The organism is uncultured Thiodictyon sp. (assembly GCF_903828115.1).
Lineage (GTDB): Bacteria > Pseudomonadota > Gammaproteobacteria > Chromatiales > Chromatiaceae > Thiodictyon.
The window spans coordinates 1-13176 of record NZ_CAIKKU010000163.1; the positions used below are offsets into that span (position 1 = coordinate 1).

A 13176-nucleotide genomic window follows, 5' to 3' on the forward strand; every position below is an offset into this window, starting at 1 on the left:
ATTACGACAACGACAACGACAACGACAACGACAGCGTACCCAGGATCTCGGTCACCACATCAGTACTGATCGCACCTGCGAGGCCGTGCCGACACGAACCGCGGGCCTGCGCGATGGTACTATGGCAGACCTATGAGCGATCTGTCTGCCATCTTCGTCTTCTTGCTGCTCGGCTGGTTCTGGCTCGACAGCCTGCGCGCGCGTGAGATCGCGCTCGGCATCTGCCGTGCGGCCTGCGAGCAGCGCGACCTGCAGTTACTCGACCAGGCCGTGGCCTTGCGCCGTTTGCGCCTGGCCTGGGGCCGCGAGGGGGTGCGTCTGCGCCGGGTCTACCGGTTCGACTTCAGCGAGGAGGGGGTGGGCCGGCGTAGCGGCTACCTGGTGATGCGGGGGCTGGGTCTGGAGGACCTGAGCTTTGGCCTGCCCGAGCAGGTCGAGGATACCTGAGTGGACTTGTCGTCCCGGTGATCCTAAATCCGGCAATTACCCCAAAAAAGAGTATTTGGCCGCAAATGAACGCGAATAAGCGCAAATAAATCGGCTGGTTAACATCGTCGCGGGCGTCACTCGGACGGTGAACATGCAACAAAGGCCAAGTCTCTGATTATTTGCGTCAATTTGCGTTCATTTGCGGCTAAACCGCTTTTTCTGGGATTACTGACCCCGGGCGAAGCGCTGCGGTCCTGCCGGGACGCGGCCGGTGCTACTTGACGATCGTCAGTTTGGGGCCGCCCCGTCCTTTGCCCTTGCCTTTGCCGCTCCCGTCGCCCTTCGGTTGATTCGTCGGCCCGGGGGGGGCGCTGTCTGCTTGGGGCGAGGCGTCGCTGCCCTCGGTTTCATCCACCGGCTCAGCCGGGGGGAAGATCATTCCCTGGTGGTTTTCGCGGCTGAAGATGCCCAGCACGGCCTCACTCGGGATCTCGAGGTGACGGGTGACCCCGCCGAAGCGCGCGCTGAAGCGCACCCAGTCGTTGTCCATCAGCAGGCCATGGACCGCGCTGGGGGCGATGTTGAGGACGATCTGGCCGTTCTCGACGAATTCGTTCGGCACGCGCGTGCCCGGGTGGCGCGCGTCCACCAGCAGGTGCGGGGTCATCTGGTTGTCCAGAATCCACTCGTAGATGGCACGGACCAGATAGGGCTTGGTTGAGGTCATGGACCCGTCTTGGGTGTTCATCCGCGGCTCCTGGGGCCGGTTACAGGTCGGTGACCAACTCCCGTTCGGCCTCGGTCAGACTGGAACGGAAGGCCTCCCAGGCAAAGATCCGCGTCATATAGTTGCGGACCGCCTTGGCCTGTTCCGGGATCTCGATGGCCAGCGCGGGCAGCCGCCACAACAGCGGGGCGACGCAGCAGTCCACCAGTGAGAACTCGTCGCTCATGAAGAACGGGTGGGCGGCGAAGATCGGTGCCGAGGTAATCAGGCTCTCACGCAATTGCTTGCGCGCCTTGGTCTTTTCTTCCGCGGTGCCGTTGAAACCGCGCCCCATCAGTTGATACCAGTCGTGATCGATGCGGTACATGAAGAGCCGCGCATTGGCGCGCGACACCGGATCGACGGGCAACAGCGGCGGGTGGGGGAAGCGCTCGTCCAGATACTCCATGATGATGCGCGACTCATAGAGCCGCAGGTCGCGGTCGACCAGGGTCGGCACGGTGCCGTAGGGATTGAAATCCATGACCTCGTCCGGGAGGTTCTTGGCATCCACATCAACCACGTCCACCGCGATGCCCTTTTCGGCAAGGACCATGCGGACGCGATGGCAGTAGGGACAAAGGGGATCAGAAAATAGGGTCATTACAGCTCGTCTGCTCACGGCCACTGGCGGCGTTCCCTCATTCAGCGCCGAGGCGCAGCCCGGCAGCGACCGAAGAACTCCAAGCGCCAACCCTTCCAGGCCGCGCGGTGTGGTGCCGGCGCGCGGCTTGCCTCAGGGGGATGCCGGTGCCAGGTGGACCCTGACATGGGCGAGGGGAGGGGGAATGCACGCGCCGTACTTCAACCCGGGAGTATACCGTGTCGGGGCACTGCCCGAGGGCGCTGTTTGGGGGGAGGCTGCCCGGCGGTCGGGCGCTTCGACAGGGTCCCGGGCGATCCGCGACTCTGGGGGGACTTTGGGGGTGGTTGGTCCGCGCAGCGGACCCTACGGGTTGTGCATCGGGTCCGCGGTGCAGACCGCTCGGCGAGCAAGGGCGGTGCCCCGGGGACCGGGGCACCGCGGTTGCGTCACCTCAGTGGACGTCCTTCCAGAATTCCTTCTTCAGCAGGTAGGCGAAGATGAAGAGGACACCGAGGAAGATCAGCACCCAGACGCCCAGGCGCTGGCGCTCCAGTTGCATCGGCTCACCCGCATAGGTCAGGAAGTTGGTGAGGTCGCGGACCATGGCGTCGAACTGTTCCGGTTTCATGGTGCCGGCCGTGAGAGGCGCGACGCCCTGCGCCACCGGGGTCGCGCCCGCCTGGTGCGACATGACCGCCTTTTGCTGTCCCTGCAGGTCGCCCAGGACGTTGGGCATGGCCACGTTCGGGAACATGACGTTGTTGACGCCCCAGGGTCGGGTCGGGTCGACGAAATAGCTCTTGAGATAGGTGTAGACCCAGTCCGGGCTGCGCCAGCGGGTGACCAGGGTGAGGTCGGGCGACGGGACCCCGAACCACTTTTCCGCGTCGTCCACGCGCATGGCCCTGGTCATGAGGTCGCCGGGCTTGGCGTCGCCGACCAGGAAGTACTTGCGCAGGCTGGCGTCGTCGATCCCCAGGTCCTTGGCCATGCGGTTGTAGCGCATGTACTGGAGTGAGTGGCAGCCCATACAGTAGCTGGTGTAGTACTTGGCGCCGTTCTGCAATGACGCCTGGTCCTTCAGGTCGATGTTCGCCGATTGCAGTTGCGGCCCCGTGTTGGCGAACCCGAGAACGGGCACCAGGGCCAGGGTGAAGGCGGCTAACAGCTTGTTCATGCGGTGACCCTCTCCGGAACCGGCTTGACCTTGTCCAAACTGCTGTAGATCGGCATCAGCAGGAAGAACGCGAAATACAGAACGGTAAAGACCTGCGACATGACGGTCGCGAGTTCACTGACGGGCATCATCCCGAGGTAGCCCAGGGCGATGAACGACACGACGAAGATCCCCAGCGCAACCTTGGTCACCATACCCTTGTAGCGGATGGACTTGACCGGGCTGCGATCGAGCCAGGGCAGCAGGAACATGATCAGGATCGAGGCGAACATCGCGATGACGCCCGGGAACTGGGAGTCGTACATGGGCGGCACCGCCCGCAGGATGGCGTAGAAGGGCGTGAAGTACCACACCGGGGCTATATGCAGCGGGGTCACCATGGGGTTGGCCGGCTGGAAGTTCGGGGCCTCCAGAAAGAGGCCGAAAAAGCCGGGGCCAAAGAAGACGACGGCCGCGAAAATGGCCAGGAAGACCACGGTGCCGACCAGGTCCTTCACGGTGTAATAGGGGTGGAAGGGGATGCCGTCGGCCGGTGCATCGGGACTCCAGCGGTTGCCCTTGGGGCCGTCCTTGATCTCGATCCCGTCCGGATTGTTGGAACCGACCGCGTGCAGTGCCACGACATGGATGAACACGAGCGCCGCCAGGACGAAGGGGATGATGAAGTGCAGCGCATAGAAGCGATTCAGCGTCACGTCGGAGATGACATAGTCGCCGCGGATCCAGGTGGACAGGTCCGGGCCTATGTTGGGCACCGCGGCGAACAGGTTCACGATGACCTGTGCCCCCCAGTAGGACATCTGTCCCCAGGGCAGCAGATAGCCCATGAAGGCCGTGGCCATCATGACCAGGTAGATCACCACGCCGATAATCCACAGCAGTTCCCGCGGCTTGCGGTAGGAGCCGTAGAGCAGGGCGCGGAACATATGCAGATAGATGATGACGAAGAAGGCCGATGCGCCGGTGGAGTGCAGGTAGCGGATCAGCCAGCCCCACTCGACGTCGCGCATGATGTACTCGACCGAGGCATAGGCCTCGGCCGCCGAGGGCTTGTAGCTCATCGCCAGAAAGAGCCCGGTGACGATCTGCAGGACCAGGACCAGGATGGCCAGGGACCCGAAGTAATACCAGAAGTTGAAGTTCTTGGGGGCGTAGTACTGGGCCAGGTGCTCGTTCCAGACCTTGGTGGCCGGGAACCGCTTGTCGATCCAGCCCATGAAGCCGGTGGTTGTCGTCTCTTGTGCGCTCATTTACGCGGCTCCTTGATCCTGACCCACCAGGACCGTGGTGTCGTTGAGGTACATGTGGATCGGGACCACCAGATTGGTTGGTGCGGGCACGCCCTTGAACACCCGACCGGCCAAGTCGAACCGCGAGCCGTGGCAGGGGCAGAAGAACCCGCCCTTCCAGTCCTTGCCCAGGTCATCCGGTCCCAGCTCCGGGCGGAAGGTCGGTGAGCAGCCCAGGTGGGTGCAGATGCCGATCGCGATCCAGTACTCGGGCTTGATCGAGCGGATGGGATTCTTACAGTAGTCCGGCTGCTGCTCGACCGCGGAGTTCGGGTCGGTCAGCTGCGAGTCCAGGGTCGGCAGGGCCGCGAGCATCGCCGGGGTCCGACTCACGATCCAGATCGGCTTGCCGCGCCACTTGACGCGCAGCAGGGCGCCCGGCTCCAGCTTGCTGATGTCCGCCTCGACCGGGGCGCCGGCCGCCCGGGCCTTGGCGCTCGGGTTCATGGATCCGATGAAGGGAACGGCCACGAAGCCGGCGCCGACGGCGCCGACCACGGTGGTCGCGGCGACGAGTAACCGTCGCCTGCTCTGATTAACGCCTGGTGCGCTCATTTCCGACTAACCCCCGGGTGAGACAGGTGCTGCCGACTCCCGAAAAGCCGGCCTTGCGCGTGTGTTGGAAAAGGGAAAATAAGTATATGCAAAATCGCTGCAAATCCGACCTGGCATTCTCCGTGATTCGGGCGCTTGTGGTCAAGGCGGAAACCTCAGCAACCACGCGGGCTAGTCGGCATTTCCTTGGGTCGGGCGCGGGCCGTGACGCGCGACCAGTACCCTACTGCGGCGCTCGGCCAAGCCCGGAGGTTCAAAGCCTCGTGGAAACTGCCCGACGTGAAGGTCGCGCAGCGACGCTGTGGGAGCGGCTTCAGCCGCGACGAGCCCAGGCAAGGTCGCTGCGCCGAGCGCGGCGCCGTGATCAAGTGTCAGGCCGGATTGTCGATTTCGACATACCGGTGGTCCAGTCCGAAGTGCCGGGCCAGATGGTCGCCCAGGGCCTGGACCCCGTACCGCTCGGTGGCGTGGTGGCCGGCCGCGAGGTAGGCGATGCCGAGTTCCCGCGCGGCGTGGGTGGTTTGTTCACTGATCTCCCCGCTCAGAAACGCCTCCACCCCGAGTGCGGCGGCGGCCTCGATGTAGCCCTGGCCGCCGCCCGTGCACCAGGCGAGGTGCTGCACCGGCCGGTCGCTATCGGCCACCAGGGTCCCGGTCCGCCCCAGTCGCGCCCCCACGGTCGCGGCCCAGTCCGCGGGAGCCATGGGCGTGCACAGGCGTCCGGTCCACAAGACGCCGTTGCCGATGCCGGTTGCCTGCGCGTCCAGAATCCCCAACTGAGTGCCTAGGGCGGCATTGTTGCCCAGGGTCGGGTGGATATCCAAGGGGAGGTGGTAAGCGATGAGGCTTGCGCCGCCCCGGATCAGGGCGCGCACCCGCCGCCCCTTGAGCCCGGTGAGACAGGGGTTCTCGCCCTTCCAGAACCAACCGTGGTGGACCAGCAGGGCATCGGCCTGAAGCTCCAGGGCGGCTTCGATCAGGGCCAGGCTGGCCGTCACGCCGCTCACCAGGCGCCGGATCGGCCGTTCGCCCTCGACCTGGAGCCCGTTGGGGGCGTAGTCCGTGCAGGCGGCGCTGTCCAACAACTGGTCGCAGTAGGCGCTCAAGGCCAGGGGTTCGATCATGGTTCTCTCGGTCCATCTCCCCCCTTGGTCGCCCGGCCCTGGCTATGGGTCGGCGCGGGGTGGGAGAATGAAGGGTTATCAGCGTCCGGGGCCGCAGGGTGGCGAATACCACCAGGTCCAGGCCCGGAACGCCGCGGCCCTGCCCCGCGGGCAGGGTGCCAAATAGAATAGAAGGTAAGCAATGCACAACCCAAGATGTCTGCTCCTGCTGCTCGCCGTGGTCGGCGCCTCGATGAGCGGCGGGTGCGCGCACCAGGTACTCGACACCCAGGTCCGGCCGGAACCGGCGAACCTCGGCCCCATGGGCCCCGCGGTGGTCGCCGCCCCCATGGGCGAGTCGGCGCCCATGGGTGAGTCGGCCCCCGTGGGTGAGTCGGCGCCCCGGGTCGAGTCGACGCCCGCCGGTGAGTCGGCGCGGCCCTGGAAGCCCGCGGTATTGGTGAAGCCGGAAAACGACCTCCGTTACCGCCTGCCCGCGGGACAGCGCCGCGCCCTGACGATCTTCATCGGCTCCCAGACCTTCGAGTATGTGGAGGACGGTCAGGTCTTCCTCAGCGGACGGGTGTCGTCGGGCACTGCCGCGCATCCTACCCCCAAGGGCGAGTTTCGTGTCCTCAACAAGGATATCAACAAGCGCTCGGGCAAGTATACCAACGGGTTGGATGAAAATACCCCGATGCCCTACTCGCTCCAGTTCAGCGGCCCCTATTTCGTCCACGAGGGCTGGGTACCCGGCTATGCCGACTCCCACGGCTGTGTGCGCCTGGACTACGAGGACGCGCGCCTGCTCTATGACCGCATCCGGGTCGGTGATCCGGTCACGATCAAGGCCTCGGGGGCGGCCCGGCCGGGCAACGCCTGGCCCGACGTGTTCCCCATCTTCTAACCGGGAAAATCGCCCTCGGGGCGATTTTTCCGGTTGGTTGATTCCAACTGTTATTCGTCTTCAATCTTGTAAATCTTGCTAATCTTGTCAAGACATTCCGGAACCGCTCAGGGTCGCGGGCAGAACCTTTGTATGTTCTGCGATGGGCGATTTCGCTGACCACATCACTCTTCATCGCACCCGGCGCGGGCGAATGGCTTGCAGATCAGGCCGAATCCTGGGCAGGGCCACCCGGGCGTAGCGCGATCACTCGGACTCGAACTCCCCCGTGCTGAACTTGAGCACCGTGCAGTTCTCCCGCACCGCCCGCTGAGTGGCCTCGTCGAAGCCGTTCGGGTCCTCGGCCTGGATTTCGATCGAGACCGTGACCTTCGCATTCGGCTTAGTCAGGAATGGCTGCAAGACCTCGTTGGCAATCTGAGCGAAGACGAGTTTCGCCTTCACCGGATCAAGATGGACAGTCCCGTAAAAGCGGGTCTTGGGAGGGGGTGGTTTAGGTCCAGGTCCTGGACCCGGTCCTGGGCCGGGCCCAGGACCGGGGCCTGGTCCGGGCACTGGCTCCGGCTCCGGCATCTGCGCAGCCTTGACCGCACGGGCCGTCTCGCGCTGGATCAGGACGGCGCTGTTGTCGATTGGCGTCAGGGTGGACCGCCCAAAGACCAGGCCCAGGTAAGCGTCCTCCTCCTTGGCGCTGGCGTAGCCGAAAAAGTCCTGTGTCTGCGCGCCAATCCTCACCGCCTCCCCGTACACCAGGCTCGATTGCAGACGCGACAGGTAGAGGTAATGACAACAGTCCTGCCAGACCTTGAGCGCCCCAACCTCGGTCACCCCGTCTTTGAAGTACCAGGTATCGAGGATGTCTTTGAGGTGGATGGGGCTCCAGGCGGTGATCAGCCATCCGTTCTCCACCGCCAACCGCTCGATCTCGGCAATCAGGACCGGTGCCGTCGCGGACACCTGCACCGCGTCCCAGACGATCTTGGGATCGAGTCGCCCGTTAGGCGCCTCCTGGACCGGGGACATCAGCCAGCGGTAGGTGTCGCGCACCGTGCGGTGCAGGGCCCGGTCGGACTCCGCCTTCTGGTCCTTGGCTTGCTTCGCCTGGATCTGGTCCAGGTTCAGGCGTTGGTTCTCCACATCCGCGACGATCGAGGACCAGGCGAGATAGGTACGGGCCTGATCCTTCAGTCGCTCCAGGGCATCGCTGTCCGCGGCCAGGAACAGTAAGCGGTTCTGCCGCTGCCGCGGCTGCTTACCGCGGTGGGTCAGGATCTCCACTGCCGCCGTCTGGGCCGGGTTGTCCGCGCCTTTCCGATAAGGCGCCGCGGGCGCCAGCACGACCAGGCGTATCCCGTAATCATCCAGGATGTCCTTGGATTCGGTGAAGACATGGAGCCCGTCGAAGCCATGCGACTTGCCGAAGGTCCGTGCCACGCGGTCCTTCAGCATCGGGACCACATCGTCCTTCTCCGCGAAGCGCAGCCGGCGCGACTCCATCTCGCGGCGCAGGTTGGGCTTGGTATCGAACCAATAGCGATCCCGCTCCAGGTTCAGATAATTCAACTGGTCGCGTAGTCGGCGCAGGGCGTCTTTGTAATGGCCGATGGCCTGACCGGGCTGGACGACGCCAAGCAACAGGTGGTCCAGGGGTAAGCCCGGACCGCTGCGATCGGCCCCCGGGGCACTGCCCAGGAAGATCGCCCGCGCCAGGCGCCGCGCCGCCTGGATCTTGCCGAACAGGGGTTCCTTGCTCTCGATGTAAGCGGGGCGGGAGTGCTCGCCGTCGATGTCCTGATCGATCACCGGGTCCCAGCCCTGGGGCAGGTAATCCAGACACTTGTTGCGTACCTGGGCGTCGTAGAGCGGCAGGGCCTCGGGCAGGATCATGGCGTCCGCGTTGCCGTCCTTCCACAACCGATGGACCACTTGGGCCAGCAGTTGCAGCACACCGCGGGTGCGCTGGAAGGTTGATGCCGTCGATGACCGCCACCCGTGCCTTGGGCAGCCTCGCAACCCCGGCCGCATCCAGGATGGGCGGGACCCCGGCCAACTCGCTCGCCGGGTGCTCGCAGCGTGCCAGGTGATAGACCGCCAGCAGCGTATGGGTCTTGCCCCCGCCGAAGGCCGTCTTGAGTTGGATCACCGGGTCCCCTGCCTGGCCGGACAGGCGCCGCACCACCTTGTCCAGCAAAAGCGCCATGCCCTCGGTGATGAAGGTACGGGCGAAGAACGCCCGCGCGTCCTGGTACCCGGGCGGTGCCGTGCCGCGCTGGACGGCGGAGATGTCCGCGGCGAACTCCGATTGCTGGAAGGTGCCCTTCAGTACGTCCTGATGGGGGATAGCGATATCGCGCCAGGGTTTCATCGTGTTGCAGTTCCGTGGTCCAGGAGACGGACGGTCCAAGGGGTCTTGCCGTTGAGCAAGGCGGCAGTGCCGGCCAATGCGTTTGGGTCGATCGCACGCAGGGCTTGTCTCAGCTTTAGTCGCAGTGTTCTGGGATCGGGTTGCTGATGTCTCAGCTTCCTGGGGTCTGGGGACTGTTCCCGAAAGAAGGCCGTGTCGTCCAGTTTGCAAACCGACACGGTTTCGGCGAAGTGAAACTGAAGTTCTCCTTCAGCGATGACTTGCATAACCTGGAATTACTCCGTTTGCATGTAGCGGTCGGACTGCTCTAAGTCCGCGTCCAGGGCAGCAATGGGATCAACGTCTTCCGGACGTTCTCCGCTGCTGACCTGCACCCCCTGGTCGCCCGGGGCCAACGCGATGAACCTGGTGGGTAGGCCCTTAAAGCGCTGGTCGCCCATCAGGATCTCGATTTCGCGCAGCACGAACAGGCTGTGAGTGGCGAGGATCACTTGCACGCCCATGGCCGCCAGTGCCACGAAGACTTCTATAAATGGTCGCATAAGTCCGGGATTGAGGTTCGCTTCTGGTTCATCCCAAAACAAGGTTCCCCCAGGCTCAATGATCTGGTTACGCACCAAATAGAGCAATAAACCGAGCTTGCGGAAGCCCGCCGCGAGAAGATGCGGCTCCAGGTACGCGTCCTCGGATTGACGTAGGATCAACTTTCCCTTCTTGAGTATCAGTTCCCCGCCGATGGCGCCGGAGAGCTTCGCCAGCAACTCGGGCAGCAGCCCGGATGGTATCCGCCGCTCGGGAACTGAGATGGCAACCGCAAGATCGCGGTAGGTCTCATCTAACTGAATCTGGTACTTCTCGAAGAGTCCAATCAGCCCCTCAAACAAGGAAACAATCTCCTTGCTCGGCACGAAGACAGGCTCTTGGGCAAAATCGATTCCCACGATGTGGGGCAGGTGCTTTGCTTTCAGGTTAATTGATTCGTTCCCATCCCGGTCGAGTTCAAACCGCCACTCCAGATCCTCCCCCTGACGCGAGGACTCTCGTGCCGCCCACCAAGCCACAGCTCACTCAGTTCCGCGGCGATCTCCGCCTTTTTCGTGCTACCATGGCGCAGCAGATGGGCGAGTTGCTCGGGTCTGAACAACCCCATCAACCTGTCTTCAAAATAGGCTTCCGCTCGCTTTTCGATCACATCTCTTCCCGCGCGCTTAAGATCGGGCCAGGCTCGCGTGAAAAGATAGCCGAGCTTCAAGACGTGGGTCTTACCGGTACCATTGGCGCCGACGATCACGTTCAAGCCCGGTGAAAAGTCAAAAATGGCCGCGCCAAAGGCGGTGAAATTGGAGATTCGGAGTTGCTTGAGCATCGTTTGCCTCAGAAATCGATTTCAGTCTGGGAGCCGAAGTGACCGGTTTCGTGGGAAGCCGTGACGATGCCGTGCCAGGCAGCGATCAGTTCGTTGTAGGCGCGGGCGTCGTCCGCCCACTTCTTGCGCTCGCAGAGGGTATAGAGGTGATAGGCGAGTTGCCGGATCTGGTCGCCGCGCTCCGGCATACGGGCAAGCAGGGCGCCGGCCGCGGACTCGTCCCGCTGGTTGAGGGCACGGATGATCTGGTGGATCGCCTCCCAAACCGGGGTGCGGTTGTCCTGGGTGGGGTCCCAGTTGCGGGGGTACTCGTCCCAACGCAGCAGCCGAACCTTGCCGCCGCCGGATTCCACCACGCCGCTATGGGCCACGCCGTCCACCGAGGTGCCCTTGGCGCGGGCCAGGGTGTCCGCCTCGCCGAACTTGCCGGCACCCCAACCAAACTGGTCGAACCAGGCGGAGCAGAACAGGGTGTCGGCGTCAAAGCCGGCGCCGTTGGGGTTCAGAAAGTCCTCAACCGCCTTGTTGATCATGACCAGAGCGTTGTGGACGGGCATGGGGGTACCGTCCGCTTCCAGCACCGCGTTATATTTTGAATAGATCGCCATGCCTGGGCCGATGGCGGCCTGAGCCAGGTCCACCGGGGCAATGGGTGAGGCGCCCAGCTTGCCGCCGATCATGGTTTCCAATGCGTCAGGCATCTCGTCGCGCAGTTCGCGTTGGAAGTCGCGACGGGAGATGGATGGCGCTTCGGGGTCGCGTTTGCGGCAGACGAGCACGATGCTGGATGCTAGGGCATTTGAATCCGCGCTACGCATACGATTAGCCAATTCTGTACGCATAGGCCAGGTGCCGGTAATGGTGAAGCCGGCCTGAATTATCGTTTCTAAAAACGTCTCCCAGCCGGTAGATGTCGTGCCAGTGTCTTTGCTATCCGCCTGCTTGAAAGCGTAGTAGATGGTGACTGGGAAACCAGGGTGGGCTTGCTCCGCTAGGTTCCTGAGAGCCTGGGTCATTCCATCAAGAAAAAAATGCTCCGCTTTTTCCTTTCCGCCGTGGCGATAAGATGTTGCTACCAACTCATCAGCTTTTGGTACGGCAAGCGTGGTGAATAACTCGGGAAAAATTGATCGTAGACCGCGGCGTAGCCAGACGTAGAAAAAATCAGACAAGTCAGCGTAGCCCACATTATCATAATAAGGCGGGTCTGTAGAAATTATTCGACCCAGATCAAGCCGGAGAGATCTCGCTTCATGTTGACTGGCTGTCGACAAAAAAGAGAGATTTGTAGGAAGAAAGGAAAGGACCTTTGGAATAAAGCGAAATGTTTTATCAAACCCTCCTCCTGAGTTACCAAGCGGATTGGCTTCCGCAAAATCCCAAACCATTGGAATTGCTTGGCGAGCAAATAGATGTCCCACATGCTCCTTCGCAGGATCATTTCGCCACTGGCAGAATGCATTATTGAGATTAACCAGCCTTGAAATGAACATCATAAGGAACAAAGCAATAACGTCCCCATAGGCAGTTGCACCAGTGCCGCCGGCATCCAAGGTTAAACCATCATTAGCAAACCCAGCGGTTATAGCATCGTTGATCGCACACTCGCGAGCCTCGCCGACCAGATCCGAAAAACTGGATAAGGAGCACAGTTGGCGCAATGTAAAAAGATGACCGTAAGTAGCAAAACCATAGATTATCGGCGTGAAAGCACGCGCATCGTTTGGTAACAAGACTTCGGGTTTCCACGTTGTCTCGGCCTTTGTAGCAACATCCTCGAAACTCTTGTTTGGAGATAAATAGATACGGCCGAGCTTACCCTCCGTGACAACGGCCATCATCCGTGCACCCATTCGCCCGGCACATCCCTCGGCCTTGATATATTTCGGATTCATTGGGCTACCGGAGAGTAGGCAATTAAAATTGCCGCCGCGAGATGCCTTGTGCCACTTTTGAGTTCATTAAAGTTTGCCGGTTTCCCGCGCTTAATGATGAACCGGTAGCTGTCGCCCTCGATTACGGGCTCAACATATACCTCCTTTCCCTTCTTGGTAGCGAGTACAAAGCTGGAGACCAACGGTACATCGACATGGGAAAAAGCCGGATTTGGACTCCTCACTGTTCGTGCCCAAAGCCATGCAATGACGGTGAGCTTCTTGCCCACATAGGGCTTGAGATCGGGTCGCGGATTACCAGGGTCCTCTGCCATCGCGGCGGTCACTTCGACCGGCGGATACAGGTGGCCGATACGCTTAAATGCCTCTTCCCTCATCCAATTCCCATAGCGGCACACGTCCTCGGCAAGTCCAGCCGCACCCGGCCAGTCCTGTTCAAACCGCATTTGTCTGTCGGCTTCCGGGATCGGCCCCACTGGGTGATGTCCGGCAAATCGGGGAGGAATCTCGATCATGGCCTTGTTGATCAGCACCGCCACCGGATTCAGGTCCGAGGCATGGGCCTCCAGCCCCAGGCGCTGGGCCTCCAGCGGGGCCTCGATCAAGATTCCGGCCGCTTGGGCTCGCCGGGTGCGTAGTCAGGCCATCTTGGCCTGACACCGTCAGGGCTGGAAGCCCTGACTACGCACGCCGCTGGCCGGGATTATGATCAAGGCCTCCAGCGGGATGGAGCCGCCG

14 protein-coding genes are annotated in these 13176 nt (G+C 62.4%); 3 read left to right on the plus strand and 11 right to left on the minus strand.

Annotation, left to right across the window (positions count from 1 at the left end; all coding sequences use genetic code 11):
• Window positions 1-132 precede the first annotated feature (132 nt).
• Window positions 133-447, plus strand: coding sequence for a DUF3301 domain-containing protein (locus tag QZY48_RS05895; RefSeq protein ID WP_295428954.1), 315 nt, complete (start codon window positions 133-135; stop codon window positions 445-447).
• Between the two features lie 256 nt (window positions 448-703).
• On the opposite strand, the gene QZY48_RS05900 is transcribed toward QZY48_RS05895, so the two are convergent.
• The 6 genes from QZY48_RS05900 to QZY48_RS05925 form a co-directional block, all read right to left on the minus strand.
• Window positions 704-1177 (minus strand): ClpXP protease specificity-enhancing factor, encoded by a 474-nt coding sequence (locus tag QZY48_RS05900; RefSeq protein WP_295428955.1) that lies wholly within the window; start codon window positions 1175-1177, stop codon window positions 704-706.
• Between the two features lie 19 nt (window positions 1178-1196).
• Entirely contained in the window at window positions 1197-1799 is a 603-nt protein-coding gene (locus tag QZY48_RS05905) for a glutathione S-transferase N-terminal domain-containing protein (protein ID WP_100919313.1), read from the minus strand.
• Window positions 1800-2232: 433 nt separating this feature from the next.
• Window positions 2233-2958: a cytochrome c1 gene (locus QZY48_RS05910; RefSeq protein ID WP_295428960.1), complete on the minus strand. Its 726-nt coding sequence runs from the start codon at window positions 2956-2958 to the stop codon at window positions 2233-2235.
• Window positions 2955-4208, minus strand: coding sequence for a cytochrome b N-terminal domain-containing protein (locus tag QZY48_RS05915; protein WP_295428963.1), 1254 nt, complete (start codon window positions 4206-4208; stop codon window positions 2955-2957). Before QZY48_RS05915 ends, QZY48_RS05910 begins: the two co-directional genes overlap by 4 nt.
• On the minus strand, window positions 4209-4802 hold the full coding sequence (gene petA, locus QZY48_RS05920; protein WP_295428966.1) for a ubiquinol-cytochrome c reductase iron-sulfur subunit: 594 nt from the start codon (window positions 4800-4802) through the stop codon (window positions 4209-4211). It abuts the gene before it with no gap.
• A gap of 371 nt (window positions 4803-5173) precedes the next feature.
• Window positions 5174-5926 (minus strand): Nif3-like dinuclear metal center hexameric protein, encoded by a 753-nt coding sequence (locus QZY48_RS05925; RefSeq protein ID WP_295428968.1) that lies wholly within the window; start codon window positions 5924-5926, stop codon window positions 5174-5176.
• Window positions 5927-6107: 181 nt separating this feature from the next.
• Between QZY48_RS05925 and QZY48_RS05930 the strand changes: the two genes are divergently transcribed.
• Complete coding sequence (locus QZY48_RS05930) at window positions 6108-6812, plus strand: L,D-transpeptidase (RefSeq protein WP_295428971.1); 705 nt, start codon at window positions 6108-6110, stop codon at window positions 6810-6812.
• Between the two features lie 246 nt (window positions 6813-7058).
• Here the strand turns inward: QZY48_RS05930 and QZY48_RS05935 are convergent, their stop codons facing one another.
• Complete coding sequence (locus QZY48_RS05935) at window positions 7059-8759, minus strand: hypothetical protein (RefSeq protein WP_295428973.1); 1701 nt, start codon at window positions 8757-8759, stop codon at window positions 7059-7061.
• A 233-nt stretch (window positions 8760-8992) separates the two neighbouring features.
• On the opposite strand from QZY48_RS05935, the gene QZY48_RS05940 reads away from it, so the two are divergent.
• Entirely contained in the window at window positions 8993-9145 is a 153-nt protein-coding gene (locus tag QZY48_RS05940; protein ID WP_295428976.1) for a hypothetical protein, read from the plus strand.
• Between the two features lie 307 nt (window positions 9146-9452).
• On the opposite strand, the gene QZY48_RS05945 is transcribed toward QZY48_RS05940, so the two are convergent.
• From QZY48_RS05945 to QZY48_RS05960, 4 genes are read right to left on the minus strand one after another with little or no spacing between them, the layout of a single operon-like run.
• Entirely contained in the window at window positions 9453-10118 is a 666-nt protein-coding gene (locus QZY48_RS05945; RefSeq protein ID WP_295428978.1) for an AAA family ATPase, read from the minus strand.
• Window positions 10119-10141: 23 nt separating this feature from the next.
• Window positions 10142-10543 carry an AAA family ATPase gene (locus QZY48_RS05950; RefSeq protein ID WP_295428980.1) on the minus strand — a complete coding sequence of 134 codons (402 nt, stop codon included), beginning with the start codon at window positions 10541-10543 and terminating at the stop codon, window positions 10142-10144.
• 8 nt (window positions 10544-10551) lie between these two features.
• Window positions 10552-12438: a hypothetical protein gene (locus tag QZY48_RS05955; RefSeq protein WP_295428982.1), complete on the minus strand. Its 1887-nt coding sequence runs from the start codon at window positions 12436-12438 to the stop codon at window positions 10552-10554.
• The gene (locus QZY48_RS05960; protein ID WP_295428985.1) at window positions 12435-13043 is read right to left on the minus strand and encodes a hypothetical protein; all 609 of its coding nucleotides are present in this window, start codon (window positions 13041-13043) and stop codon (window positions 12435-12437) included. The genes QZY48_RS05955 and QZY48_RS05960 overlap by 4 nt, the downstream gene beginning before the upstream one ends.
• Between the last annotated feature and the right edge of the window lie 133 nt (window positions 13044-13176).

Coding starts and splice junctions, on each gene's coding strand:
- QZY48_RS05895 (WP_295428954.1), top strand. CDS start 133: ATGAGCGATCTGTCTGCCATCTTCGTCTTCTTGCTGCTCGGCTGGTTC.
- QZY48_RS05900 (WP_295428955.1), bottom strand. CDS start 1,177: ATGAACACCCAAGACGGGTCCATGACCTCAACCAAGCCCTATCTGGTC.
- QZY48_RS05905 (WP_100919313.1), bottom strand. CDS start 1,799: ATGACCCTATTTTCTGATCCCCTTTGTCCCTACTGCCATCGCGTCCGC.
- QZY48_RS05910 (WP_295428960.1), bottom strand. CDS start 2,958: ATGAACAAGCTGTTAGCCGCCTTCACCCTGGCCCTGGTGCCCGTTCTC.
- QZY48_RS05915 (WP_295428963.1), bottom strand. CDS start 4,208: ATGAGCGCACAAGAGACGACAACCACCGGCTTCATGGGCTGGATCGAC.
- petA (WP_295428966.1), bottom strand. CDS start 4,802: ATGAGCGCACCAGGCGTTAATCAGAGCAGGCGACGGTTACTCGTCGCC.
- QZY48_RS05925 (WP_295428968.1), bottom strand. CDS start 5,926: ATGATCGAACCCCTGGCCTTGAGCGCCTACTGCGACCAGTTGTTGGAC.
- QZY48_RS05930 (WP_295428971.1), top strand. CDS start 6,108: ATGCACAACCCAAGATGTCTGCTCCTGCTGCTCGCCGTGGTCGGCGCC.
- QZY48_RS05950 (WP_295428980.1), bottom strand. CDS start 10,543: ATGCTCAAGCAACTCCGAATCTCCAATTTCACCGCCTTTGGCGCGGCC.
- QZY48_RS05955 (WP_295428982.1), bottom strand. CDS start 12,438: ATGAATCCGAAATATATCAAGGCCGAGGGATGTGCCGGGCGAATGGGT.